Source organism: Pseudomonas sp. Pse35 (assembly GCF_024519715.1).
GTDB classification, from domain to species: Bacteria; Pseudomonadota; Gammaproteobacteria; order Pseudomonadales; family Pseudomonadaceae; genus Aquipseudomonas; species Aquipseudomonas paracarnis.
The window spans coordinates 14,618-34,928 of record NZ_JALJRP010000025.1 but is presented as its reverse complement, the minus strand read 5'-3'; the positions used below and the strand labels follow the sequence as shown (position 1 = coordinate 34,928).

Below are 20,311 nucleotides of genomic sequence, written 5' to 3'. Positions count from 1 at the left end.
ACACCACTTTTTGCAACTACATTTAGTTACACGCAGGGAACGCCGTGTCCAAGAATGAAAAGCTGCTCGCCAAACTGCTCAATGAGCACATGGCATTTACCTGGTCTGAGCTCGTCACGTTATTACGCCGATTGGGATACACACAGATTGAAGGGGCCGGAAGCCGGGTCAAGTTCGACATGGGCGACCCCAGTGCAATGATCACCCTGCACAAGCCTCACCCCGGCAACGAACTGAAACACTACATTCGGCGCCAGATCATCGAACAATTGAAATCAGGAGAACTGATTCAGTGAACAACCAACTGAAACACAAAGGCTACATCGGCTCCATCGAAGCCAGCCTCGAGGACAACTGCCTGTTTGGTAAAATCCTGTTCATCAAGGCATTGGTGAGCTATGAAGGCAAAACTGTGGCTGAACTGGAAGCAGCCTTCCGTGGCGCGGTGGATGATTATCTCGCTACCTGCCAGAGCCTGGGGCACACGCCGGAGAAACCGTGCAAAGGTTCATTCAACGTACGCGTCGGGCATGACTTGCATTTGGCCGCTGCCCTGGCGGCAAACCGTAAGAAAGTGACATTGAATGATCTCACGCGTCAGGCGCTGAACGAATTTCTGCAGCATCACTACCCAGAGCCATGCCCGACGATTGGCTGACTATCCCAACCGCCGGTAACCCACTACCGCCGAGCCCGCTACCACCGCCCCCGCCGCCAGCGCCACCCAAAACCCGCTGGTGGCGCCAAAGTGGTCGATCATCCACCCCGAACTGGCGGCGCCAATGGCCACGCCGATGCTCAGGCCGGTGATCAGCCAGGTCATGCCTTCGGTAAGGCGGCTGGCCGGGACGATCTGCTCCACCATGGCCATCGACACAATCAAGGTGGGCGCGAAGAACAGCCCGGAGATAAAGATTGCAGCGGCCAAGCCGGGAATATTGCTCACCAACAGCAAGGGCAAGGTGGTCAACGCCGTGGCTACGCCGCAGTACAGGAACTGGCGTGGCAACGGTGCCTTGAGTTTGAGGGCACCGAAGGCCAACCCCGCCAGGCACGAACCAATGGCATACACCGACAGCACGATACTCGCCGCCGCCGGCTGGCCTTGATGCTGGGCGAAGGCCACGCTGACCACATCCACCACGCCGACGATCACGCCCATGGCCAGCAGCAAAATCATCAGGATCAATACCGACGGCGACGCAATCAGCCAGCGACCGTGTGCTCCCTGATGCGCGTGTACCGGTGGCTCGGTTTGCCGTTGCAGCACAAAGGTGGTGACGCCCACCGCCAGCAACAACGCCGCCACCAGGGGCCCGGCTTCTGGGAACACCGCCACGCTCAACCCCACCGAAATGGGCGGGCCGATGATGAAGCACACCTCATCAAGTACCGACTCCAGGGCAAACGCGGTTTGCAGCCTGGGCTGGCCACGGTACAACTCGGTCCAGCGCGCTCGCACCATGGCCGACATATTGGGCATGCAGCCCGCCAGCGCGGCGAACAGAAACAGCGTCCAATTCGGCGCCTGCAACCGCGTACACAGCAGCAACATCAATAGCGCCCCGCCTCCGATCAGCGCGGCAATCGGCAGCACCCTGCCCTGGCTGTAGCGGTCCACCCAACGTGACACTTGCGGCGCGCAAATCGCCGTGGCCAGGGCAAACACTGCCGCCACCGAACCGGCCAGACCATAGCCGCCATGCACCTGGGACAGCATGGTAATCAGGCCGATGCCGGTCATGGATATCGGCATGCGTGCCAGCATGCCAGCGAGCACAAAGGCCCGGGCACCAGGGACCTGGAATAATTCAGCGTAGGGGTTTGCCATCCTGCTTGACCTCTTGCTCGACGCCCTGGGCTTGCTATCTGAAACCGTCAGGGCAGAATACATACGGTGCGTATGTGGCAAATCATGCTTCGCATACGCAGCGTATGTCAATCACTTAGCCAAGAGACGCCCATGAGCCGAGCCCGAGCTGAAATGATCGAAGACACCCGCGCCCGCCTGATAGCGAGCGCGCGCCGGGCCTTCGCCACCCAAGGCTATGCCAATACCTCGATGGATGACTTCACTGCCCGCGCCGGCCTGACGCGCGGTGCGCTGTATCACCACTTTGGTGACAAAAAAGGGCTGCTGGCGGCGGTGGTCGCTCAACTCGACAGCGAGATGGACGCGCGCTTGCAACGCATCTCGGAGCAGGCCGTAGAGCCTTGGAGTGGTTTTTGCGAGCGCTGCCGGGCCTATCTGCGCATGGCCCAGGACCCGGAAATCCAGCGCATTGTATTGCAGGATGCACCGGCGGTACTGGGCGACACCGGCTCCCAACAACACTGCGTGGAGTCCTTGCGTCAATTGCTGGAGGCCCTGATGCAAGCGGGCCTGATGCCTACGGCACCCAGTCACGCACTGGCGCAGTTGATCAACGGCAGCCTGGTCAATACCGCGTTGTGGATTGCCCGGGATGAACACCCGGGCACACGACTGGAGGAAGGCTTGCAAGGCCTGGAGCTGCTCCTGCAGGGGCTGAGCCTCACACCAACCGTTTGATCTGCTTATGCCGCCACACCAGGCGGTAATAGGCGATCTGCAACACCAGCATCGCCAGGTAGGTCACCGGAAATGCCATCCACACTCCTTCCAATCCGAAGTGGGCGTCGAACAGATAGGCCATTGGCAGTTCCACGCCAAGCACGCAGAAGATCGAGATCGCCACCGGCATCAGCACCACGCCGCTGGCGCGCATGATGCCGCCGATCACCGCCTGGAAGCCGAATACCAGAATGCTCCAGAGCATGATGTGCAGCAGGTGTTCGGCCCGTACCCGTGCGCTGTCGTCGGTGATGAACAGGCCCAGCAACCAGTGGGACAGCCCATAGCCGAGCACGATCAAGCCACCGGTGAGGCACAGGTTGATCACAAGCCCCGTGCGCAGGATCGGCCCGATACGCTCCAGGCGCCCGGCGCCAATCGCCTGGGCGCCGAGGATCGAGGCGGTGATGGCAATCGACAGCGCCGGGAACTGCACATAGTTGACGATCTGCGTCACCGCGCCATAGGCCGCCGTGGCCTGGGAACCGTGGCCGTTGACCAGGGCCAGGATGACCAGCTCCGACAGCGATAGCACCACCATCTGCAAGCCCGTCGGCAGGCCGATGCGCAGGACTTTGCCGAGGATGACGCGGTCCAGGCGCAAGGCGGCAAGCAACTCGCGGTCTGGTGCCATCACGTGTTTTTTGTGGCGCAGGCGCAGGACCAGAAACAGCATCGCCAAAGCGTTACCTACCAGCCCCGCATACACCGCACTCTGGATGCCCATGGGCGGCAGGCCGATCCAGCCGCGAATCAGCGCAGGCGTCAGCAGCAAGCCCACCAGGGTGGAGACCATCAATGCCAGCAACGGCGAAATCGTGTCGCTGACCCCACGCAACAGTTGGGTATAGAGGATGAACACCAGCAGCAACGGCATGATCAACATCATCATCTGGGCGTAGCCCACGGCGTCGTCGAGCACATCCACCGGCGTGCCCAACGCCTGCAATGCCGGGCGCGCAAACAGGCTGCCCAGCACGGCGGCCACCAGGCCCACCAACGCGCCCAGGGTCAGGGTGGCACCGGTAATCACCTTGACCATTCCGGTCTCCTGGGCGCCCCATGCCTGGCCGATCAACACCGAGGCGCCCGCCCCCAGGCCGATCACCAGGGCGATAAAGAAAAACACGATGGGAAACATCCCCGACACCGCGGCCAATGCCTGGGTGCCCAGCATCTGGCCAACGTAAATGCCGTTGAGGGTGCCGGAAAAGCTTTGCAGGAAATTGGACAGCACCATCGGTGCCAGGAACATGAGGTAGATCTGCCACAGCGGGCGTTGCTGGGTAACGTCCATAAGGGGTCGAGTTCCGGTATGTTTAGCTACAGAAGGCATTGCGCGACAACCAGGCCAGGTAGCTCCGCACGTCCGGCGGCCAGTGCGCGATCTTGCTGGAAAAGTCGGCCTGGTCTTGCGCAAACAACGCTCGCGAGGCGTCTTCAAAACCCGGCAGGTTACCGCCGATGGCGCTCATGAAGCGGTAGCTGGCTTCCTTGGCCTGGCGTGCCTTATCGGCGCCGGCCTGGCCGGTACGCGCCTCATCCACTAACCGGCGTAAGGCGGCCGAGGCACCACCGCGCTGCTGGCCGAGCCACTCCCAATGACGTGGCAACAAGGTGACTTCGCGGGCGACCACGCCCAACTTCGGGCGGCCCACCGAGGGCGTGGCGGGCGGCTCATCCTCGATGTGGGCCTGGGCAGGTTGCTGCGGCGCATAGCCCGCCGGCCACGGGTAGTCGACCTGCCTGCCGGTGGCATCATCGAAGACCAGGAAGCTACCGGCGGGCAACGCTTGATCGGCAAGTGCCTCGGCGACTGCGGGGTAAGTACCGGCAGCAATGCGCTGATGAACTGCGAAAGCCGTGCAGAGTGGGAAAATTTGCGTAGGCATTTTTTATTACCCGGATTTTATTTGTTTTACCCGGATCATATTAGTCAACATTTACCGACTTGCAAGGCTGCAACACAGAGATTTTTCCGTGAACATTAGTGGTTGTCGAATCCCTACCCCCAAACGCCTGCGAGGACCTGCGCAACGCAGGGCGGTGGCTGCTGATTCGTGCTTGAGCAACTCCACCACCATCGGCAAGCGGCTCGGCCCCATCCCTTTGGCCCAAGATTTACCCATTTATCCATCTCGGTTGCGTCTTGAATCAACAGCACCACGGGACTGCTTTACATTCTCTCAAGAGTCGCGTCCTGATTGGGCTGAAGCACTTTTTGGAACATGACTTTTCATCATCAAGAAACCGATAAGCGGCCATCGTCTCGGCCAGTCGCCGACAAGCCGCGGGAATGCTGCTACTTGGGTGATCGGCCATCCTCGCCAAAGTCCAGGCCAACAAGGCCAACCCGCAGATGCATGTAATGTTGCTTGACGACGGCTTCACCCCTGAAAAGTTGCCGTTTTCGCGTTTGGCAAGCGGTGTCGCAAGTCACTTTTTTCCGGCAGCCCCGCGATTACTGAGTTTGGCGCGCTGCCGGAAAAATCTGGGACTTGGGCTTACAACCCCAAATACCTGTCAACTATGACAGTAGACGTGGCTCGATATTAGCTTGTAACTTAAAGCTGCAAGATAAAAACATTACTCACAAATCGAGAGAGAATTTATCATGGGTTATCCAGCAGATACTGCATATAGAGGTTTTATCATTCGCCAACATGATCCTGCCTATCAAGCGAATTCATTTCAGGGCTTTGACATTAACGGGAACGCTATTACTCTCCTTAACGCAACCGCAGATCAAGTAAAAGTTTTAATTGATCAGCGCCTTGATCAAGGCTCGGGAAGACACAACTAGTTAACACATCTTCCGGCTTCAGCTAATAAGTCTAGCGGCTCGACAACATCGGCCGCTTGGCCCGACTACATCACTCGTTTCTGGATCACATTAAGTGCCCGAAGAAAAATTTCAGGCATTTTCAGTACCTAGATTCTTTTAGAGAGGCCATTTTGTACAAGGGCTTAAGTTGACATGCTGATCCGCCTAACGTACATAATTTCTATTCGGGCGCTTGCATTTTCAGCCAATGTGAGCCGATGGCTTTGCCTGGTTGCAGTTAATGGGAGCCAGACATTTCGCTGAGTGCGAGCCCACGTGTTTTCAAACGCAAGCCATTACAATTACGCTTCAATTTTCAAGGTCAGTTTGGGGGACTCTCCCTGTTCATTTTTAATTATGTAATGCAGCGTTATTCTCTTACCAATCCAGTCGACAGAAGGTGACCAGAGCCCGACAACACCCACTACCGACAAGACCCGTGCGCAGGTGAAAGCCATGCAGGGTTACTTGCAGACAGCGATTTCGATTGATTGGGACCACGTCAACCAGGCGCGACCGGAGTGGAATGCGCGGTGAGGTCGGTCGATTGAGCGTTGAGGCTTGAGCCCAGCGCAATCGTGACGCGGAGCGTCACAGGGCGCACTTTCCATGGCGTGTCTCCTTAACGCGCGGCTAACACGGCCAGCTCTTCGCGGGTGCTGCTAATGCCAGCACCCGCCTTAAGCAACTCATTCACCGCCTGTACACCCCCGTCCTCGCTGATGCTGCGGCACGCCGGCAAATGCAGGACCACTTGCAATCCGGCTTTGAGCAATTGCAACGCGGTGGTCTTGACGCAATAGTCCAGCGCCAGCCCGCCCACAATCACGCGGGCCACGCCGTGGGCCTTGAGGTACTCGATGACGCCGGTGGACAGTTTGTCGTGCAGGTCGTGGTAACAGGCGCCGTAGGGGTGCAGGTCGGGCTCGACACCTTTCCAGATGAAGTAGTCGTAGTCATAGGGCGTGGGCAATTCATCGAGCAGGGTGAACCCTTCGGTACCCGGCACGCAGTGGCTGACCCAGGTCACATCGGCATGGGCCAGGCCGGTGGGTTGCAGCATCTCGCTGTGCTGCGCAACCACCCAGGGTGCGTGGGGGGTGTGGGCGTCCTTGCTGCCGATGCGGTGGCCGGCGAGACTGGCCATGTAATTGAGTTCGGCACCAATGCCGTCGCCACCGGCCACTGGCAACTCGTTGGGACACAAGGGCGTGAAGCTCTTCTGGGCGTCGACGTCAAATGAAGCGATGGCGGCTTTCGAAAGGCTCATGGTCGTTCTCGGGTGGTCTGCACGTACGACCGCCTCCGGGCGAGCGTAGAAATCTTGAAGTATGGGACAGTTTACTGCGGGGATCGATGCGTTGCTGACTTACCCTATTCTCAAGCACGCTGAAGTTCAAAGGTGGGAGCTGGCTCGCCTGCAATGACGGGAGTGAATCCACCAACGCTATCGCAGGCAAGCCAGCTCCCACAGTTGGGTCAGCGTTAACCGCTAGTTCAGCCAATTGCCGCCATCAACGTTATAGGTCTGGGCCACCACATAGTCGGCGTCCGTCGACGCCAGGAAGATCGCCATGCCAGTCAGGTCTTCAGCCGTGCCCATCCGCCCAAACGGCACCTCATCCCCTACGCGCTTTTTCTTCTCGCCAGGCGCCAGCCCTTCATGCCTGGCGAACAGCGCATCCACCCCATCCCAATGCTCGCCGTCCACCACGCCGGGGGCGATGGCATTGACGTTGATGCCCTGCTTGATCAGGTTCAAGCCCGCCGATTGCGTCAGGCTGATCACCGCCGCCTTGGTCGCGCAATAGACCGCCACCAACGGCTCGCCTCGCCGCCCGGCCTGGCTGGCCATGTTGATGATCTTGCCGCCATGCCCCTGGTTGATCATCTGTCGGGCTGCGGCCTGCAGGGTGAACAGGGTGCCGGCGACGTTGATCGAGAACAGTCGTTCAAAGCTGTCGCGGGTGATGTCGACGATGGGCGCCAGGTCGAACAGTGCGGCGTTGTTGATCAGGATATCGAGCTTGCCGGCGTGGCTCACCACCGTGGCGATCGCCGCGTCGATGGAGGCTTGGTCGGTGACATCCATCGACACCGCGTAAGCCTTGGGCCCCAGTTCGGCGGCGGTGGCCTGGGCCTGCTGCAGGTTGATGTCGGCGATGGCCACGGTGGCGCCTTCAGCGATGTAGGCCTGGGCGAACGCACGGCCAATGCCTCGCGCCGATCCAGTGATCAGCGCGCTTTTGCCTTCGAGTCGTTTCATGGGGGGTCCTGTAAAGGTTATTGCCGGTAGCCGGTGAACACCGCCGAGAACAGCTTGCCGACCTTTGTTGTGGAGCCTCGATTACAGCAGCTTGACCTGCCGCCTCACAAACGGCTGGCGAATGCGCGGCTGATACTTTTTTAACCTGAGGCACAGGATCAAAAAAGTATCAGCCTCAGGCGAAACCAGGGCTAGCGCAGCGATTGCCAGTGCGGGTATTTTGGGAAAATTGCACCGCCACAAGAGGCAGCACCATGCCCGTCAGCCCCGCCACCCTGTTCGAGCATCGCCCTGCCGAGCTTGAGGTGATCCTGACCGAACCGGAACATGGTTTTCGCTGGTTCGAACATGACTATCCCTATGAACTGGCACGCTGGAACCACCACCCTGAATTCGAAATCCACCTGATCCGCCAAGGCAGCGGCAAGCTGGTGGCGGGCGACTATATCGGTGCATTCAGCGCCGGGCATGTCGCACTGATCGGCCCTGGCCTGCCCCACGACTGGATCGGTGACCTGGCGCCGGGCGAATACCTGCACGGGCGTGATGTGGTGCTGCAATTCGACGGCGCCGCCCTGCTCGCTCTACGCACCACCCTGCCTGAGCTCGGTGATTTACAGTCACTGTTTGCACAGGCGCGACGGGGAATCGAATTCACCGGCGAGACCGCAACGAGCGCGGCACGGCTGATGGAGGCCATCGGCTGCGCCCATGGGCTGCAACGCCTGGCCCTGTTCCTGCAATTGCTCGACACCCTGAAGAACGCACCGCCTGCACAGGCCAATACCCTGGCCAGCCCGTGCTATGCACCGACGCTGGATGCGCGCAGCGCCGAACGTATCAACAAGGCGCTTGACTACCTGATGCGGGAACTGACCGGCGATGTACGCCTGTCGGACATCGCCCGGCAACTGGACATGAGCGAACCCGGCTTTTCGCGTTTTTTCAAGCGCAACACCGGCCACGGCTTTATCGAGCTGATGCGCAAGTTCCGCGTGCAGCGTGCCTGCCGCTTGCTGTTGCACAGCCAGATGTCAGTGGCGGACATCTGCTTTGAGGTGGGCTACGCCAACCTGTCGAATTTCAATCGCCACTTTCGTATCGAAATGCACCAGACGCCGAGTGAGTACCGGCGGCAGGCCGCACTTCAATTATTCACCCCGGTTACCCATCACCCGCCGCCTTACTCGCCCGCCCCTTGAGCCAGTGCCTGCTGTGCCAGACGGGCAACCTGCAACTCAATCATGGCACGCTCGCGCTCCTGGTCTTCCAGAAACCAGGCGGCAGACAACCCGGCATGAGCCACCACCCATTGCAACAAACGAGGACGTGAGAGGCCGGCCGCCAGGGCGATAACCCCAACCTGGCGGCTGAAACGCAGTGGATCGCTACTGGTCGGCAAGTCCGGATTGCAGATCAGATTAGCGTAATCGTAACCGCGCTCGCCCATCACCCGCTTTGGATCAATCGCCAGCCAGCCACGAGGGCCAAAGTCGAGGATATTGTCGTGGTGGCAATCACCGTGCAGTACCACAACCTCCTGTTGCGCAGCCAGCAATGTCCGGGCCGTCGCCGCGCAGTCGCGTAAGGCACCGCCCTCCTGTTCGGCGGCGTGCCACAAGGATCTGAACCACTCATCCAGCCCAACCAACCCTTCGGGCGGCGACACACGAGGCGCATGCAGCCGGGCCAGGGTTGCGCAGGCGATCTGGCTGGCTTCGTCGTCCTGACCATTGAGGGCCATGCGCATCAAGGAACCTGGGCCCGTGGCGCGTTCCATTAACACTGCAGTGTGGTCATGGGCGAACACCCGTGCCGCACCGTCACCGGCCCACCAACTCAGCAGGCGGCCGCCGAGTTTTTCCTCAGGGGTATGAGCAATTTTCAACATCGCCGGCACGCCCTTCCAGCGGACCGGCAACAGGTGGCTGCCGGGTGTGACGATAGGCTCTCCATCGGCACTCAGCTCCCAGGCACGCAGGTAGTGTTCGAACATCAGATTCCTCCACAGGGGTGACGCATCAGGATGACAGAAATCCCACTGTTTTCCTGACCAAAGCGTCGGCTAATTGCTCTTTTTTCTAGATAGTTCAAGCCATTGACCCAAGTTGGTACAACCTGTGCAAACGTTTGCGGAACGAACTTGACCGCCAAGTTCACTCCTCCCCGTCTAATCGGGTTTAAACCGCGTAAGAATAAGGACTTTCAATGCACCCCACCTCAAAGCCTCGTGCTGGTCTTGGCGTTTCGTTGCTACTGGCTGCCGTTACGGGAGTACTCAGTGCACCCATTTTGGCGCAGGAAAAGCCCGTGGATGACTCAGCACAGGGCGAAACCCTCAGCCCTGAAGCCAACCCCCCGGCGAAAAAAGGCGTGTATCTGTCCGAGTGGTTTAACCAGGACCTCACGCTGATTGGCAGCAAAGACATCAGTTTCGGCCCCAAGCCTCAAGATGACGTCTACCTGGAATACGAGTACTTCGGGCGCAAGGGCCCCTTTGAGTTGTACGGCTATATCGATGTGCCGAAGATCCTCACCATCGGTAACAGTAATGACAAAGGTGTGTGGGACCATGGCTCGCCGGTGTTCATGGAGCATGAACCGCGGATCTCCATCGACTACCTCGCAGGACGCAGCCTGGCAATTGGCCCATTCAAGGAATGGTATGTGGCCTTTGACTGGATCTACGACCACGGCAGCCGCAAGGAAAACCGCGCCAACACCCTGTACAGCGGCCTGGGCACCGATATCGACACCCACTCGCGAGTCAACCTGTCGGCCAATTTCTACGGGCGCTACCAGTGGGAAAACTACGGTGCCAGCAATGAGTACTCCTGGGACGGCTACCGAGCGCAGATGAAGTACATCGTGCCCATCGGCAAGTTCGACAACGGCGCCTCGCTGACCTACATCGGTTTCACCAACTACGATTTCGGCTCGGACCTGCACAAGGACAACCCGGCGCGCACCGCCAACTCCCTGGTGGCCACCAACGTATTGCTGTACTCGTTTACCCACCTGCGCTTTACCCTGGTCGGCCGTTACTTTCACAACGGCGGCAACTGGGAGGATGGCAGCGAGTTGAATTTCGGCGAAGGCAACTTCCGCGCACGCTCAGACGGCTGGGGTTACTACGCTGGCGTGGGCTATCAATTCTGATCAAGGAGCTTTAGATGAACGCATTGACCCGTGTCTCGCTGGCCGTCGGCCTGGCCCTATTGCCTCACGTGGTGCTGGCGGATAACCCGCCACCGATCAAACCCAAGGTGATGCTGATCACCATGTTCGCCCCCGAGGCGCAAACCTGGATCGACCGCCTCGAGCTTAAACAAGAAGTACGCGTTCCGGGCTTGTCCGCCGAATATCCCGTGATTCGCTGCAACACCCAAGACGTGTGCCTGCTGGTGACCGGCATGGGCCAGACCAACGCTGCCGCGTCTACCCTGGCCCTGGCCTTGTCGCCTAAGTTCGACCTGCGCCAGAGTTACTTCCTGATCGCCGGAATCGCCGGTATCAGCCCCAAGCACGGCACCATCGGCACCGCCGCCTGGGCTCATTACCTGGTGGAGTTCGGCACGCAGTGGGAGCTGGATTCACGGGATGCACCCAAGGACTGGCCGACGGGCTATATCGGGATCAACACCAAGGGCCCCAACGAAAAACCACCGTTGGACTACAAGACCGAAGTGTTTGAGCTCAACCCCAAGCTGCAAGCCAAGGCGTTTGCCTTGTCGCACAAGGTGGAGCTGACAGAAAGCACAGAGTCCGCCGCTTGGCGCAAACACTACCCCGCCGCCCCGGCCAACCAGCCGCCGCAAGTCACCCGCTGCGACACCCTGGCGGGCAACACCTGGTTTTCCGGTACCCGGTTGAGCGAACGTGCCGAAGTCTGGACCAAGTTGCTCACCGACAACAAAGGCGAATACTGCACCACCCAACAGGAAGACAACTCCACCTACGAAGCGCTGCTGCGCGCCAGCCGCGAAGGCTTGGTGGATATCCAGCGTCTGGCCGTGGTGCGCGCAGGTTCCGACTTTGACCGGCCTTACCCTGGCTACAGCGAAGTGGACAACCTGCTCAAGTATGCGGACCAGGGTGGGTTTGTACCGGCGCTGGAAAACCTGTACCGCACGGGCAACCCGTTGGTCCAAGCGATTGTGAAGAACTGGTCGGCGTGGGAAAAAGGCGTTCCCGAAGCCGAATAAAGATCAACACTGTGGGAGCGGGCTTGCTGTGGCGAGCAAGCTTGCTTGCGCTGGGGTGCGTAGCGCCCCCAAAAAAGCCGGCTCCAGCTGCGCTATCGAGCGGGAGCAAGCTCCCTCGCCACAGCAAGCCCGCTCCCACATTTCTATCCATCAGGGCAGGAAGATGATTTTGTCTGGGCTGCCGTTGTTCACTTCTGCATAGCACTGAACACCCTCCGCCAACGCCACTTCACGCAACCCTGTAGGCAGCGGCAACAGGCCTTCATCAAAGAAGCGCCCAAACGCCTCCAGCATCACCGCGCATTGTTCGCAGCTATAGAGCAAAGAGTTGATCCCAACCACCGACCCGCCCTTACGGTACAGCGCCAGGGCCGGTAACTGCACATGGCCGTCAACCGGTGCGGCGATGATGGCGATGCGGCCGAACGGTGCCAGCCCCGCCACCGCGGCAGGCAGCCAGAAACCGGTAGTGTCAAAGATCACGTCGGCGCCGCCCTTGAACACGGCCTGCACTTGCGCGCCCAATTCCTCCGGCTTGCCCAAGGCAATCGCCTCCAGCCCTTGGGCCTGCAACATCTCGAGCTGATCGGCCTTGCGCACGGCCGCCAATACCTGCGCACCGCGTATCTTCGCCAGCGCCAACGCCGCACTGCCGACCGCGCCGTTGGCGCCGATCACCAGCAAGCGCGTGCCCTTGCCAACGCCGCTGCGCTCCAGGGCATCCCAGGCGGTGGTATAGGGCACACCGAGGCTGGCCGCCTGGGCAAAGCTCAAGTGCGTAGGTTTGTACGCCACGCCCTTGGCTGACACGCGCAGGTATTGGGCATGGGAACCGTCAGCGAAAAAACCCAGGTCACGACCGGTGCCCCAGACCTCCTGGCCGAGCAATGCCTGCGGGCCTTCCACCACCACGCCTGCGAAGTCACGCCCAGGGATGCGTGGCAGCGTGGTGTAGGGGAAACGGCCAAGCACGTTTTTGACGTCGCTGGGGTTCAGGCCCGCCGCGTTGACCTTGACCAGCACTTCGCCGGCAGACGGTACCGGCATGGGCACCTCCACTAGGCGCAGGTGGGCGAGGTCGCCGGTGTCGGTAAATTGCAGTGCGTTCATAGAGGGCATCCGTGGAAGGAAAAAGGGATCAGGACAACCAACCACTGACCAACTGCCGCGCCATGGGCCAGAGCTTTTCGCCGAGCAGCATGCCCATCAGGCCGACCAGTGCGATAGCGGGCGGTGCAGGCGAGCGGAAGTCCAGCGCGCCGTAGATCACGCCGACAAACAGGCCGATGGCCAAGGAAATCAAATAGCTCATGGATGCTGCGCCCGGTTGATTGATGGGCTCAGTCTAGGGCGCGTCTACCGTGGGTATCGGCCAAGTGCTTCAGGATTTCGGCCATCCCCTGTACTGCGACGGCGATACTCCCAGTTCACGTCGGAACATGTCACTGAAGCTACTGGGCGAATAGCCCAGGGTGCGCGCTATGCCGCTCACCGACTGGCCCTGGATCAACTCCGCCGCCGCCGTAGCCAACTGCACCTGACGGCGCCACTGGGCAAACCCCATGCCCAGGTGCTGCTGGAACAACCGCGCCAGGGTGCGCACGCTGGCGCCCGCGGCCTCGGCGTGCTGCTCGAACGGGATGTCCAGGGAGGGCGACGCCATGACGGCCTGGCACGCATTGATCAGCCGACGATCAGCCGCCACCGGCATGGCGATGCGAATAGGCGAGCGCCGTGCGCGTTGCAACTCCAACAGGGCCAGGCCTACGACAGCCTCGTAATAGGCCGCATCACCGTGATCACCCTGCTCCACCAATGTCACGATCAACTCACGCAACAAGCGGCCCACTTCTATGACCTGCACCTGGCTGTCCAGCGTCGCCGCCAACGCCGGGCGCAGGTAGATATTGCGCATCTGCAAATCGGAGACCACGCGAATCCCGTGCTCCACCCCCGGCGGCAACCACACCGCACGCTGGGGCGGCACTACCAGGGCTTCGCGGGGCGTCTCGACCCACATCACTCCGCTCATGGCGTAGAGCAACTGGCCCCAATCGTGGCTGTGCGGCTCTACGTACAACCCACGCGGGTAGGTACGCGCCAACGGCTGCACGGGAACGGCGTGATCACTGAGGTCGGGGGGCGCGGCCAGGGCCATTGCGGGTACACATCAATCGGGTCGGGTGACCATGGTAAAGACTGGTCGCCGGCAAGCGTACTGTTTTTACTCATCCTGCAGGCACCGGGTGGCCGGGCCTGCAGGTCAATCCTGTCAACCGTGGGCTGACTTGGCGCATTCGCAACCCGTCGCCGCCGCGCAGGGTTCACCATGAGCATGGTGCTCGGCACAGCCCTGGCAGCAATAGCCCTTGCCGTCTTTCATTATTGCGTCAGCGCCCAATACACATTTGCAGTGAGGGCAAGCACAGGTTTGATCTGGCATGGTCAGACTCCTTTTTCATGGTCGTCCGATGCGGCGAGCGCCGCACCTTAAGCAGTGACCCTGGGCAAGCAAGCATGGTTCAGCGCCGTCAGTCGGCCCGGCGGCTATTACTGCGGTACATGAACACCAACGCCAGGGCAAGCAATAGCATGGCGAGGATACGGCTGCCCGACAGCTCGATCGCCGGGTTGCCCAGCCAGCCAAAGTTGTCGATCAGCATGCCCATGCCCAGTTGCCCGACAATCACCGCCACCGTGGCGACGGCTGTGCCGACCACAGGCACCGCGCCGACCATCACCATCATGTACACCACGCCAAACAGGGCACCGGTCAATTGCCACTTTGGCACCTCCAGCAGGCTGACGGCCTGGGCCGGTTCGAAGAAAAATATCAACAGCGCCGTGGTCAGCGCGCCCACCGCGAAGGTCAACAGACTGCTGCGCAATACCCCCACCGTCTGGCCCAGACGCCCATTGATAGCGGCCTGCACACTCAGCACCGCCCCCGCTGCAATCACCACCACCAACAACATAAACAGATTCATCGTCTTAACCTCGTGCAATCAGAACCAGAGCCGCCACAATCAACGCCAACGCGATCCAGCGCTCGCCATTGACCCGTTTGCGCGCCGTGCCGAACCAGCCGAAGTGGTCGATCAACACACTCTTGCCCACCTGGCCCGAGAGGATCGCGATCATGGTCATCGCGATGCCGATGTGCGGTGTGGCCAGGGTCAATACCACCACGTACATCGGCCCCAGAAACCCGCCGATCAGCTGCCAGCGTGGCAGTTGCGTGAATGCTGGACCCTTTTGCGGGCCGCTGAACAGCAGCAGTAAAAACAGAATCGCCGTGCCAACGCCAAAGATGCTCAACGTCGCCCACAAATGCCCGACCTGCGCGCCCAATGGCCCGAGCAACCCGGCCTCCACCGACAGGCCCATGCCCGCCAGAATCACCAACGGCAACAGCAGCAGCCGTAAAAGGTTATTGCTCGGCCTGGCCTGCGCCAGGCCTTCGGTAGAACGTGCCTGCATACATCACCCGTGTATCAAGAAAGGAAAAACATGGCGCGCATTATCCGGTGGCCGTACTGTGCGATAAATGGGAGTATGCGGACAACACCTTTGCGCAAAACGCACAGCCTGGAGAGACGATGCAGGGCTTGAATGAACTGAGTTTCAAGGCGCTACGCCTGTTTGTGGCCGTGCTGGACCAGGGCAGCTTTTCCGAAGTGGCCCGCCGCGAAAGCCTGGCGCCCTCCTCCATTTCGCGGCAGATTCAACTGATGGAACAGGCCGTCGGCCAGCAATTGCTCTACCGCCATACGCGTGCCGTCAGCCCCACCGAAGCTGGCCGCCTGCTGGGCCGTCACGCACGCTTGCTACTCGAGCAGTTGGAGACGGCTAACCAGGCCCTGCAGGAGCAAGACAGCGAACCCAGCGGTCTGGTGCGCATCAACGCGCCCATGGCGTTCGGCCAGCGTCACCTTTCACCCTGGCTGGGAGGGCTGTGCCGGCGCTACCCGAAGCTGCAACTGGATATCCAGCAGACCGACACCTTCGTCGACCCGCTGCAAGACGGCACCGACCTGCTGTTTCGTATCGGCGTGCTCAATGACTCGGGCATGCAGGCGCGCATCTTCGCGCCGCAACGCTTTCGCATCGCAGCCAGCCCCGCCTACCTGGCCCAGCATGGCACGCCGCGCCACCCCGACGAACTGGCCCACCACCACTGCCTGGCCTACAAAGGCATCACCGGTCAGCAGCGCTGGTTCTTCCGCCGCGGCCAAGGCGATTGGACCCCCTATAGCGTCAGCGGCCCCATCACTGGCAACCACGCCGACACACTCACCCACGCCGCCGAACAAGGCCTGGGCCTGGTGGTGTTTCCGTCCTGGCTGATTGGCGAAAGCCTGCGCGCCGGCACCTTGCAGGCGGTGCTGAGTGAGTATGAGGTCGCGACAACCCTGGAGCCCCAACAGATCGCCGCGTTGTGGCCGGGCAGCCGCAGGCTCTCATTGAAGGTGCGCACGGTGATCGACTATTTCGTGGAGTGTTTTGGGACGGTGCCGTATTGGGATCGGTGAGTGTGACCGCCCCCTGATGGAGCGCAAACTGTTCGAAGGCGGTGTTGAGAAAACGAGCACATGACTCAACCCTAGCTCAGAACAACCACTGCCCGATCAACCACGCATTCGCCCCACTGATCACCGCGAACAAAAACCACGCCAGCAGCCGCGTGGGCAGCCGGTTGACGAATGGCCCCATCAATTGCTTGTCGCCAGTCATGCGGATCAGCGGGTACAGCGCAAAGGGCAACTGAAGGCTCAGGACCACCTGGCTGAGAATCAGCAGCTTGCCGATGGCATCATCACCCATCAGCCATACACCTAGAAACGCCGGGATCAGCGCCAGCCCACGGGTAATCAGGCGGCGCTGCCAGCAGGGTATGCGCAGGTTGAGGTAACCCTCCATGATAACTTGGCCGGCAATGGTGCCGGTAAAGGTCGAACTCTGACCCGAAGCCAGCAAGGCGATACCGAACAGAATGCTGGCGAAAGCACCGCCGACCAAGGGATCGAGCAGGTGATAGGCGTCCTGGATCTCCACCACATCGGTATGGCCGGTCTTGTAGAAGGCTGCAGCCGCCAGCACCAGGATGGCGGCGTTGACCAACAGCGCCAAGGCCAGGGAGCCGATGGTGTCGATACGCGCCAGCTTGACCGCGTCCTGTTTGCTCGCCAGGTCCTTGCCGATCAGGCGGGTCTGCACGATGGAGGTGTGCAGGTAGAGGTTATGGGGCATGACCGTCGCGCCGAGAATACCGATGGCCAAGTACAACGGCGCCGCATCGCTGATAGCCGACAGTGACGGGGTGAAGCCACTGAGCACGTCGGGCCAGTAGGGTTTGATCAGCACCAGTTCGATGAAAAAGCACACGCCGATGGTGGCGACCAGCGCCAGCATGATCGCTTCCAGGCGGCGAAAACCACGATTTTGCAGGGCCAGGATCAACAGCGTATCGAAAGCAGTGATAACAATGCCGGTGGTCAGCGACACGCCCAGCAACAGGTGAAACGCCAGGGCGCAGCCGAGCACTTCGGCAAGGTCTGTGGCGATGATGGAGATTTCCGCCAACACCCACTGGGTACGAGCAGAGCGCTGGCTGTAGCGCTCACGGCACAGTTGCGCCAGGTCCTTGCCAGTGGCGATACCCAGCCGTGAACACAGGCACTGCACCGCCATCCCCGCCAGGCTGGCCAGCAGCACCACAAACAACAGGCTGTAGCCGTAGCGTGAACCGGCTTCAATGGCCGTTGCCCAGTTGCCGGGGTCCATGTAGCCGATGGAGATCAACAGGCCGGGGCCAGCGAACATCAGCACCCGTTTAAAAAACGAGGCCTTGGGATCAACAGCGACAGAGCCGGCCACTTCCGGCGGGCAGAACGGGGCGGTAGCGATTTTCGGCAGGCTGAATTTCACGCGGTATTCCAGGCAAATACACAAGACTTGGGCAGCAGCTTATCAGTCGGACGCGACCGTGCGCATCACCGTGTCTCGCGGCAGGTCAAACGCTTCCACCACTTGCACCACCAGCTCCAGTTCCTGGTTAAGCGCCTCGCGCTCCATGCGCTGGCGAATCACGCCGATCACCAGTACCGCCAGGGTGGTGATCGAATATGCCGGGCCGGAAAACGCTCGCACCCCGCTGACCAGCAACATCGCCGCAGCCAGCGCCTGGCCCACCACCGGAATCGCCGTGGCCGCACCACGCCGCAGGATAAACCCGGTCAGCCCGGCCAACGCCGTGCCGCTCAAGGCGGTGGTGGCCGAACGCCCCAGATCGAAACGGTTGAACAGCCCCTGCTCTTTCTGTGCAGCCGCCTTGAGCTCGGCCTCGAACGCCTGGCGATCAGCGCGACTGAGTTTGTCCTTATATTGCTCGATCAGTGTTTCTGCGACCTGCCCTTCGATCTCTGCCAGCGCCACGTGTTCAAGTGGTTGGTCGAACTTGATGCCCAGGCGTTGCGCCACATCTTCGGCAATCTGGCGATAGCCCACGCCATGGCCACGGGCCAGGTTCATAAAGCTATCACCGCCCATGCGCTGCAATTCGATGGCCAGTTTCAACGGCTCGCGCACACTGGCATCAATCGCGGCACTGCGCTTTTGCGCCATCAGTTCAGCAAGAAACTTCAGCTCCTCCGGCCGCGCTTGCACCAATGCCGGGTACAGGTCCACGTCCGCTTCGGCAAAACGCACTTCACTGCTGCGCGAGTCCACACGGATCATGCCGCGCCGCTCCTGCAGCAAATCGGTGTACTGCACCACCGTCTTCAACTGCGGCCAATAGGCGGCATGATCGAAGCTGGCCAGGTGCACATTGGTGACCTTGGACTTGAGCGCGGGCGTTACGTCAATCGCATAGCGGCCAATGCAACGTTCGGTGTCGGGTTTCATGGCCAGCGCCCAGTCCTTGCTGGAGTGGCAGTTGATCAACCGCCCCTTGAGCGGCGCCGACACATCGTCCCAGGGGCTCGATGTACAAATCGCCCCGCCCATCAACAACAGGTTATCGAGCGGCAGTTCGCGAGCAATCTCGGGGCTGGCCAGCAAGCTCTTGACCAGGATACGCGCGCCCAGGGAGTGGCCGATCAGGTTGATACGCCGTACCGGCAGCGACTGGTCGTGCAGGTAGCCGGCCAGCTCTGGCAATAACGTCTTGGCCACTTCATCGACCCGTGCCTCGACACTTTTGTAATGGTCGAGAAAATAGGCAATGGCCTTGCCCACGCCCACCGTCGCCGCGCCCAGGCCGCCACCGCCGAGCAGCGAGGCGAGCACGTCCTTGAACGGTGCAAACAGGTTTTCCAGAAAATGCCCCGCCGGCCAGAACAACATCAGGTTGGTCGACCCTTCGATACCGGCCAGTTGCTCCTTGAAACTACCCAGTTGCTGACGGTTGAAGAAGGCCGAATAACCGTGAACATAGAGATTGAGCACATCCCCCTGGGGCTCGCCACACAAGACGAACGTGGGTTTGCGGGTGCGGTGCATTTCATCCCACTGGTGTTGCATGGGGCGGTGACTCCTGGCGGCAAGGGATGGCGATAGTAACAAACAGAGCCGACAAGGAAGGTGAATCCTGACCAGCGTTCGCCACGCTCAGGACAATGGGAATAGCCTGAATCTGGCGAAGAGCCCAGCTACTTCAACAGGCAAAGTTGTCAATTTTGACCTGGCCATCCGGAAAAGTGGCGATGATTTCCAGCTCGCCCCCCATCGCACGTATGTAGTCACGCAACGTGCTGATGTACATATCAGTACGACGCTCCATCTTCGAAACCGCTGCCTGGTTGATATTCAATGCCTTTGCCAGGCTTGCCTGGCTCAGTTGCTGGGCTTTGCGCAACTCATGCAGCGGCATTTCTTTCAAGTGTTGCTGAAATATCTGCTCGGCATCGGCGTGCGCCTCAGGTGTCATGCGAGCTTTCAGTTCCGCGAATTTCTTAGCCATGGTCACGGCCCTCTTTACGCAATGAGTCTAAATGTACGTCGTACAGCTTCTCTGCCAAGGGTACGTACTCGTGGTACCAACGGTGCTGTGCGGTTTTATCGCCACCTATCAGCAACACTGCACAGCGCCGAAAATCGAAGGCATACAACACCCTGTAAGGTCGCCCTGCATGCTGTACCCGCAACTCTCGCAGGTTGCCGTGCCGAGCACCCTTGATATCGCTGCTATGGGGAAAGCGCAGCCCAGGCCCGAACAGCCCCAGCAAATCAACACTGGCAGCCACCGACGATTGCTCCTTTGCATCCAAGCCATCCCACCACTCTTCGAATTCATCCGTGTATTCAATGTCCCAGACCATGCAAATATGCCACCCAAGGAATATAAACTCAAGTGCATAACTTTAGGCCGGCGTCGGTTGGTCGCCAGCCGTGTTCCGGAAGAAATTGTATTCACATCCTTC

General features: G+C 60.3%; 23 protein-coding genes and 2 pseudogenes. 8 read left to right on the top strand and 17 right to left on the bottom strand.

Annotated elements, in window-relative coordinates:
* The first annotated feature begins 44 nt into the window (after window positions 1-44).
* Both OC445_RS19820 and OC445_RS19815 read left to right on the top strand, forming a co-directional pair.
* Window positions 45-296: a type II toxin-antitoxin system HicA family toxin gene (locus OC445_RS19820; RefSeq protein WP_014718823.1), complete on the top strand. Its 252-nt coding sequence runs from the start codon at window positions 45-47 to the stop codon at window positions 294-296.
* Window positions 293-658: a type II toxin-antitoxin system HicB family antitoxin gene (locus tag OC445_RS19815; protein WP_198791736.1), complete on the top strand. Its 366-nt coding sequence runs from the start codon at window positions 293-295 to the stop codon at window positions 656-658. Before OC445_RS19820 ends, OC445_RS19815 begins: the two co-directional genes overlap by 4 nt.
* On the opposite strand, the gene OC445_RS19810 is transcribed toward OC445_RS19815, so the two are convergent.
* Window positions 659-1,831 (bottom strand): MFS transporter, encoded by a 1,173-nt coding sequence (locus tag OC445_RS19810; RefSeq protein WP_198791737.1) that lies wholly within the window; start codon window positions 1,829-1,831, stop codon window positions 659-661. It abuts the gene before it with no gap.
* Window positions 1,832-1,963: 132 nt separating this feature from the next.
* Between OC445_RS19810 and OC445_RS19805 the strand changes: the two genes are divergently transcribed.
* On the top strand, window positions 1,964-2,551 hold the full coding sequence (locus tag OC445_RS19805) for a TetR/AcrR family transcriptional regulator (protein ID WP_054918657.1): 588 nt from the start codon (window positions 1,964-1,966) through the stop codon (window positions 2,549-2,551).
* Here the strand turns inward: OC445_RS19805 and OC445_RS19800 are convergent.
* The 3 genes and pseudogenes from OC445_RS19800 to OC445_RS19790 form a co-directional block, all read right to left on the bottom strand.
* The gene (locus tag OC445_RS19800) at window positions 2,535-3,890 is read right to left on the bottom strand and encodes an MATE family efflux transporter (protein WP_198791738.1); all 1,356 of its coding nucleotides are present in this window, start codon (window positions 3,888-3,890) and stop codon (window positions 2,535-2,537) included. The two genes, OC445_RS19805 and OC445_RS19800, sit on opposite strands and share 17 nt — an antisense overlap.
* A gap of 22 nt (window positions 3,891-3,912) precedes the next feature.
* Window positions 3,913-4,485: a DUF2239 family protein gene (locus tag OC445_RS19795; RefSeq protein WP_096144851.1), complete on the bottom strand. Its 573-nt coding sequence runs from the start codon at window positions 4,483-4,485 to the stop codon at window positions 3,913-3,915.
* 206 nt (window positions 4,486-4,691) lie between these two features.
* Window positions 4,692-4,936, bottom strand: a pseudogene (locus OC445_RS19790) (transposase DNA-binding-containing protein); the annotation flags it as partial.
* An 892-nt stretch (window positions 4,937-5,828) separates the two neighbouring features.
* Between OC445_RS19790 and OC445_RS19785 the strand changes: the two are divergent.
* Window positions 5,829-5,954 (top strand): annotated as a pseudogene (locus OC445_RS19785) (ABC transporter substrate-binding protein); the annotation flags it as partial.
* Between the two features lie 85 nt (window positions 5,955-6,039).
* Here the strand turns inward: OC445_RS19785 and OC445_RS19780 are convergent.
* Both OC445_RS19780 and OC445_RS19775 read right to left on the bottom strand, forming a co-directional pair.
* A complete protein-coding gene (locus OC445_RS19780; protein ID WP_060765234.1) occupies window positions 6,040-6,687 on the bottom strand; it encodes an isochorismatase family protein in 648 nt (215 codons plus the stop codon).
* Between the two features lie 222 nt (window positions 6,688-6,909).
* Window positions 6,910-7,683, bottom strand: coding sequence for an L-iditol 2-dehydrogenase (locus OC445_RS19775; RefSeq protein ID WP_198791195.1), 774 nt, complete (start codon window positions 7,681-7,683; stop codon window positions 6,910-6,912).
* A 254-nt stretch (window positions 7,684-7,937) separates the two neighbouring features.
* Between OC445_RS19775 and OC445_RS19770 the strand changes: the two genes are divergently transcribed.
* A complete protein-coding gene (locus OC445_RS19770) occupies window positions 7,938-8,885 on the top strand; it encodes an AraC family transcriptional regulator (protein ID WP_262020291.1) in 948 nt (315 codons plus the stop codon).
* Here OC445_RS19770 and OC445_RS19765 read toward each other — a convergent pair.
* Window positions 8,867-9,679: an aminoglycoside phosphotransferase family protein gene (locus OC445_RS19765; RefSeq protein ID WP_054897045.1), complete on the bottom strand. Its 813-nt coding sequence runs from the start codon at window positions 9,677-9,679 to the stop codon at window positions 8,867-8,869. The two genes, OC445_RS19770 and OC445_RS19765, sit on opposite strands and share 19 nt — an antisense overlap.
* Window positions 9,680-9,891: 212 nt before the next feature.
* On the opposite strand from OC445_RS19765, the gene OC445_RS19760 reads away from it, so the two are divergent.
* A complete protein-coding gene (locus OC445_RS19760; RefSeq protein WP_032872109.1) occupies window positions 9,892-10,842 on the top strand; it encodes a nucleoside-specific channel-forming protein Tsx in 951 nt (316 codons plus the stop codon).
* Window positions 10,843-10,856: 14 nt separating this feature from the next.
* Window positions 10,857-11,888 (top strand): purine-nucleoside phosphorylase, encoded by a 1,032-nt coding sequence (locus tag OC445_RS19755; protein WP_181124215.1) that lies wholly within the window; start codon window positions 10,857-10,859, stop codon window positions 11,886-11,888.
* A 150-nt stretch (window positions 11,889-12,038) separates the two neighbouring features.
* On the opposite strand, the gene OC445_RS19750 is transcribed toward OC445_RS19755, so the two are convergent.
* The 6 genes from OC445_RS19750 to OC445_RS19725 all read right to left on the bottom strand — a co-directional run bounded on the left by OC445_RS19750 (window position 12,039) and on the right by OC445_RS19725 (window position 15,368).
* Window positions 12,039-12,998, bottom strand: a complete 960-nt coding sequence (locus OC445_RS19750) for a zinc-binding alcohol dehydrogenase family protein (protein WP_054897043.1) — start codon at window positions 12,996-12,998, stop codon at window positions 12,039-12,041.
* Between the two features lie 28 nt (window positions 12,999-13,026).
* On the bottom strand, window positions 13,027-13,200 hold the full coding sequence (locus OC445_RS19745) for a DUF1427 family protein (RefSeq protein WP_014718843.1): 174 nt from the start codon (window positions 13,198-13,200) through the stop codon (window positions 13,027-13,029).
* Window positions 13,201-13,269: 69 nt separating this feature from the next.
* Window positions 13,270-14,046 (bottom strand): AraC family transcriptional regulator, encoded by a 777-nt coding sequence (locus tag OC445_RS19740; protein ID WP_116665448.1) that lies wholly within the window; start codon window positions 14,044-14,046, stop codon window positions 13,270-13,272.
* Window positions 14,047-14,160: 114 nt separating this feature from the next.
* Window positions 14,161-14,331, bottom strand: a complete 171-nt coding sequence (locus OC445_RS19735) for a putative metallothionein (protein ID WP_019816816.1) — start codon at window positions 14,329-14,331, stop codon at window positions 14,161-14,163.
* Between the two features lie 88 nt (window positions 14,332-14,419).
* The gene (locus tag OC445_RS19730; protein ID WP_003191976.1) at window positions 14,420-14,875 is read right to left on the bottom strand and encodes a DMT family transporter; all 456 of its coding nucleotides are present in this window, start codon (window positions 14,873-14,875) and stop codon (window positions 14,420-14,422) included.
* A gap of 4 nt (window positions 14,876-14,879) precedes the next feature.
* Window positions 14,880-15,368, bottom strand: a complete 489-nt coding sequence (locus OC445_RS19725; RefSeq protein WP_014718846.1) for a DMT family transporter — start codon at window positions 15,366-15,368, stop codon at window positions 14,880-14,882.
* 119 nt (window positions 15,369-15,487) lie between these two features.
* Here OC445_RS19725 and OC445_RS19720 point away from each other — a divergent pair, with 119 nt between their 5' ends.
* Window positions 15,488-16,420 carry a LysR family transcriptional regulator gene (locus tag OC445_RS19720; protein ID WP_054918678.1) on the top strand — a complete coding sequence of 311 codons (933 nt, stop codon included), beginning with the start codon at window positions 15,488-15,490 and terminating at the stop codon, window positions 16,418-16,420.
* Window positions 16,421-16,496: 76 nt separating this feature from the next.
* Here OC445_RS19720 and OC445_RS19715 read toward each other — a convergent pair whose 3' ends face one another.
* The 4 genes from OC445_RS19715 to OC445_RS19700 form a co-directional block, all read right to left on the bottom strand.
* Window positions 16,497-17,816 carry an Nramp family divalent metal transporter gene (locus OC445_RS19715; RefSeq protein ID WP_003191984.1) on the bottom strand — a complete coding sequence of 440 codons (1,320 nt, stop codon included), beginning with the start codon at window positions 17,814-17,816 and terminating at the stop codon, window positions 16,497-16,499.
* 42 nt (window positions 17,817-17,858) lie between these two features.
* On the bottom strand, window positions 17,859-19,412 hold the full coding sequence (locus OC445_RS19710) for a DUF726 domain-containing protein (protein ID WP_054897040.1): 1,554 nt from the start codon (window positions 19,410-19,412) through the stop codon (window positions 17,859-17,861).
* A gap of 133 nt (window positions 19,413-19,545) precedes the next feature.
* Window positions 19,546-19,851, bottom strand: a complete 306-nt coding sequence (locus tag OC445_RS19705; RefSeq protein WP_057977105.1) for an XRE family transcriptional regulator — start codon at window positions 19,849-19,851, stop codon at window positions 19,546-19,548.
* Complete coding sequence (locus OC445_RS19700; protein WP_034127312.1) at window positions 19,844-20,209, bottom strand: type II toxin-antitoxin system RelE/ParE family toxin; 366 nt, start codon at window positions 20,207-20,209, stop codon at window positions 19,844-19,846. Before OC445_RS19700 ends, OC445_RS19705 begins: the two co-directional genes overlap by 8 nt.
* Between the last annotated feature and the right edge of the window lie 102 nt (window positions 20,210-20,311).

Coding starts and splice junctions, on each gene's coding strand:
- OC445_RS19810 (WP_198791737.1), bottom strand. CDS start 1,831: ATGGCAAACCCCTACGCTGAATTATTCCAGGTCCCTGGTGCCCGGGCC.
- OC445_RS19805 (WP_054918657.1), top strand. CDS start 1,964: ATGAGCCGAGCCCGAGCTGAAATGATCGAAGACACCCGCGCCCGCCTG.
- OC445_RS19800 (WP_198791738.1), bottom strand. CDS start 3,890: ATGGACGTTACCCAGCAACGCCCGCTGTGGCAGATCTACCTCATGTTC.
- OC445_RS19795 (WP_096144851.1), bottom strand. CDS start 4,485: ATGCCTACGCAAATTTTCCCACTCTGCACGGCTTTCGCAGTTCATCAG.
- OC445_RS19780 (WP_060765234.1), bottom strand. CDS start 6,687: ATGAGCCTTTCGAAAGCCGCCATCGCTTCATTTGACGTCGACGCCCAG.
- OC445_RS19775 (WP_198791195.1), bottom strand. CDS start 7,683: ATGAAACGACTCGAAGGCAAAAGCGCGCTGATCACTGGATCGGCGCGA.
- OC445_RS19770 (WP_262020291.1), top strand. CDS start 7,938: ATGCCCGTCAGCCCCGCCACCCTGTTCGAGCATCGCCCTGCCGAGCTT.
- OC445_RS19765 (WP_054897045.1), bottom strand. CDS start 9,679: ATGTTCGAACACTACCTGCGTGCCTGGGAGCTGAGTGCCGATGGAGAG.
- OC445_RS19760 (WP_032872109.1), top strand. CDS start 9,892: ATGCACCCCACCTCAAAGCCTCGTGCTGGTCTTGGCGTTTCGTTGCTA.
- OC445_RS19755 (WP_181124215.1), top strand. CDS start 10,857: ATGAACGCATTGACCCGTGTCTCGCTGGCCGTCGGCCTGGCCCTATTG.
- OC445_RS19750 (WP_054897043.1), bottom strand. CDS start 12,998: ATGAACGCACTGCAATTTACCGACACCGGCGACCTCGCCCACCTGCGC.
- OC445_RS19745 (WP_014718843.1), bottom strand. CDS start 13,200: ATGAGCTATTTGATTTCCTTGGCCATCGGCCTGTTTGTCGGCGTGATC.
- OC445_RS19740 (WP_116665448.1), bottom strand. CDS start 14,046: ATGGCCCTGGCCGCGCCCCCCGACCTCAGTGATCACGCCGTTCCCGTG.
- OC445_RS19735 (WP_019816816.1), bottom strand. CDS start 14,331: ATGCCAGATCAAACCTGTGCTTGCCCTCACTGCAAATGTGTATTGGGC.
- OC445_RS19730 (WP_003191976.1), bottom strand. CDS start 14,875: ATGAATCTGTTTATGTTGTTGGTGGTGGTGATTGCAGCGGGGGCGGTG.
- OC445_RS19725 (WP_014718846.1), bottom strand. CDS start 15,368: ATGCAGGCACGTTCTACCGAAGGCCTGGCGCAGGCCAGGCCGAGCAAT.
- OC445_RS19720 (WP_054918678.1), top strand. CDS start 15,488: ATGCAGGGCTTGAATGAACTGAGTTTCAAGGCGCTACGCCTGTTTGTG.
- OC445_RS19710 (WP_054897040.1), bottom strand. CDS start 19,412: ATGCAACACCAGTGGGATGAAATGCACCGCACCCGCAAACCCACGTTC.
- OC445_RS19705 (WP_057977105.1), bottom strand. CDS start 19,851: ATGGCTAAGAAATTCGCGGAACTGAAAGCTCGCATGACACCTGAGGCG.
- OC445_RS19700 (WP_034127312.1), bottom strand. CDS start 20,209: ATGGTCTGGGACATTGAATACACGGATGAATTCGAAGAGTGGTGGGAT.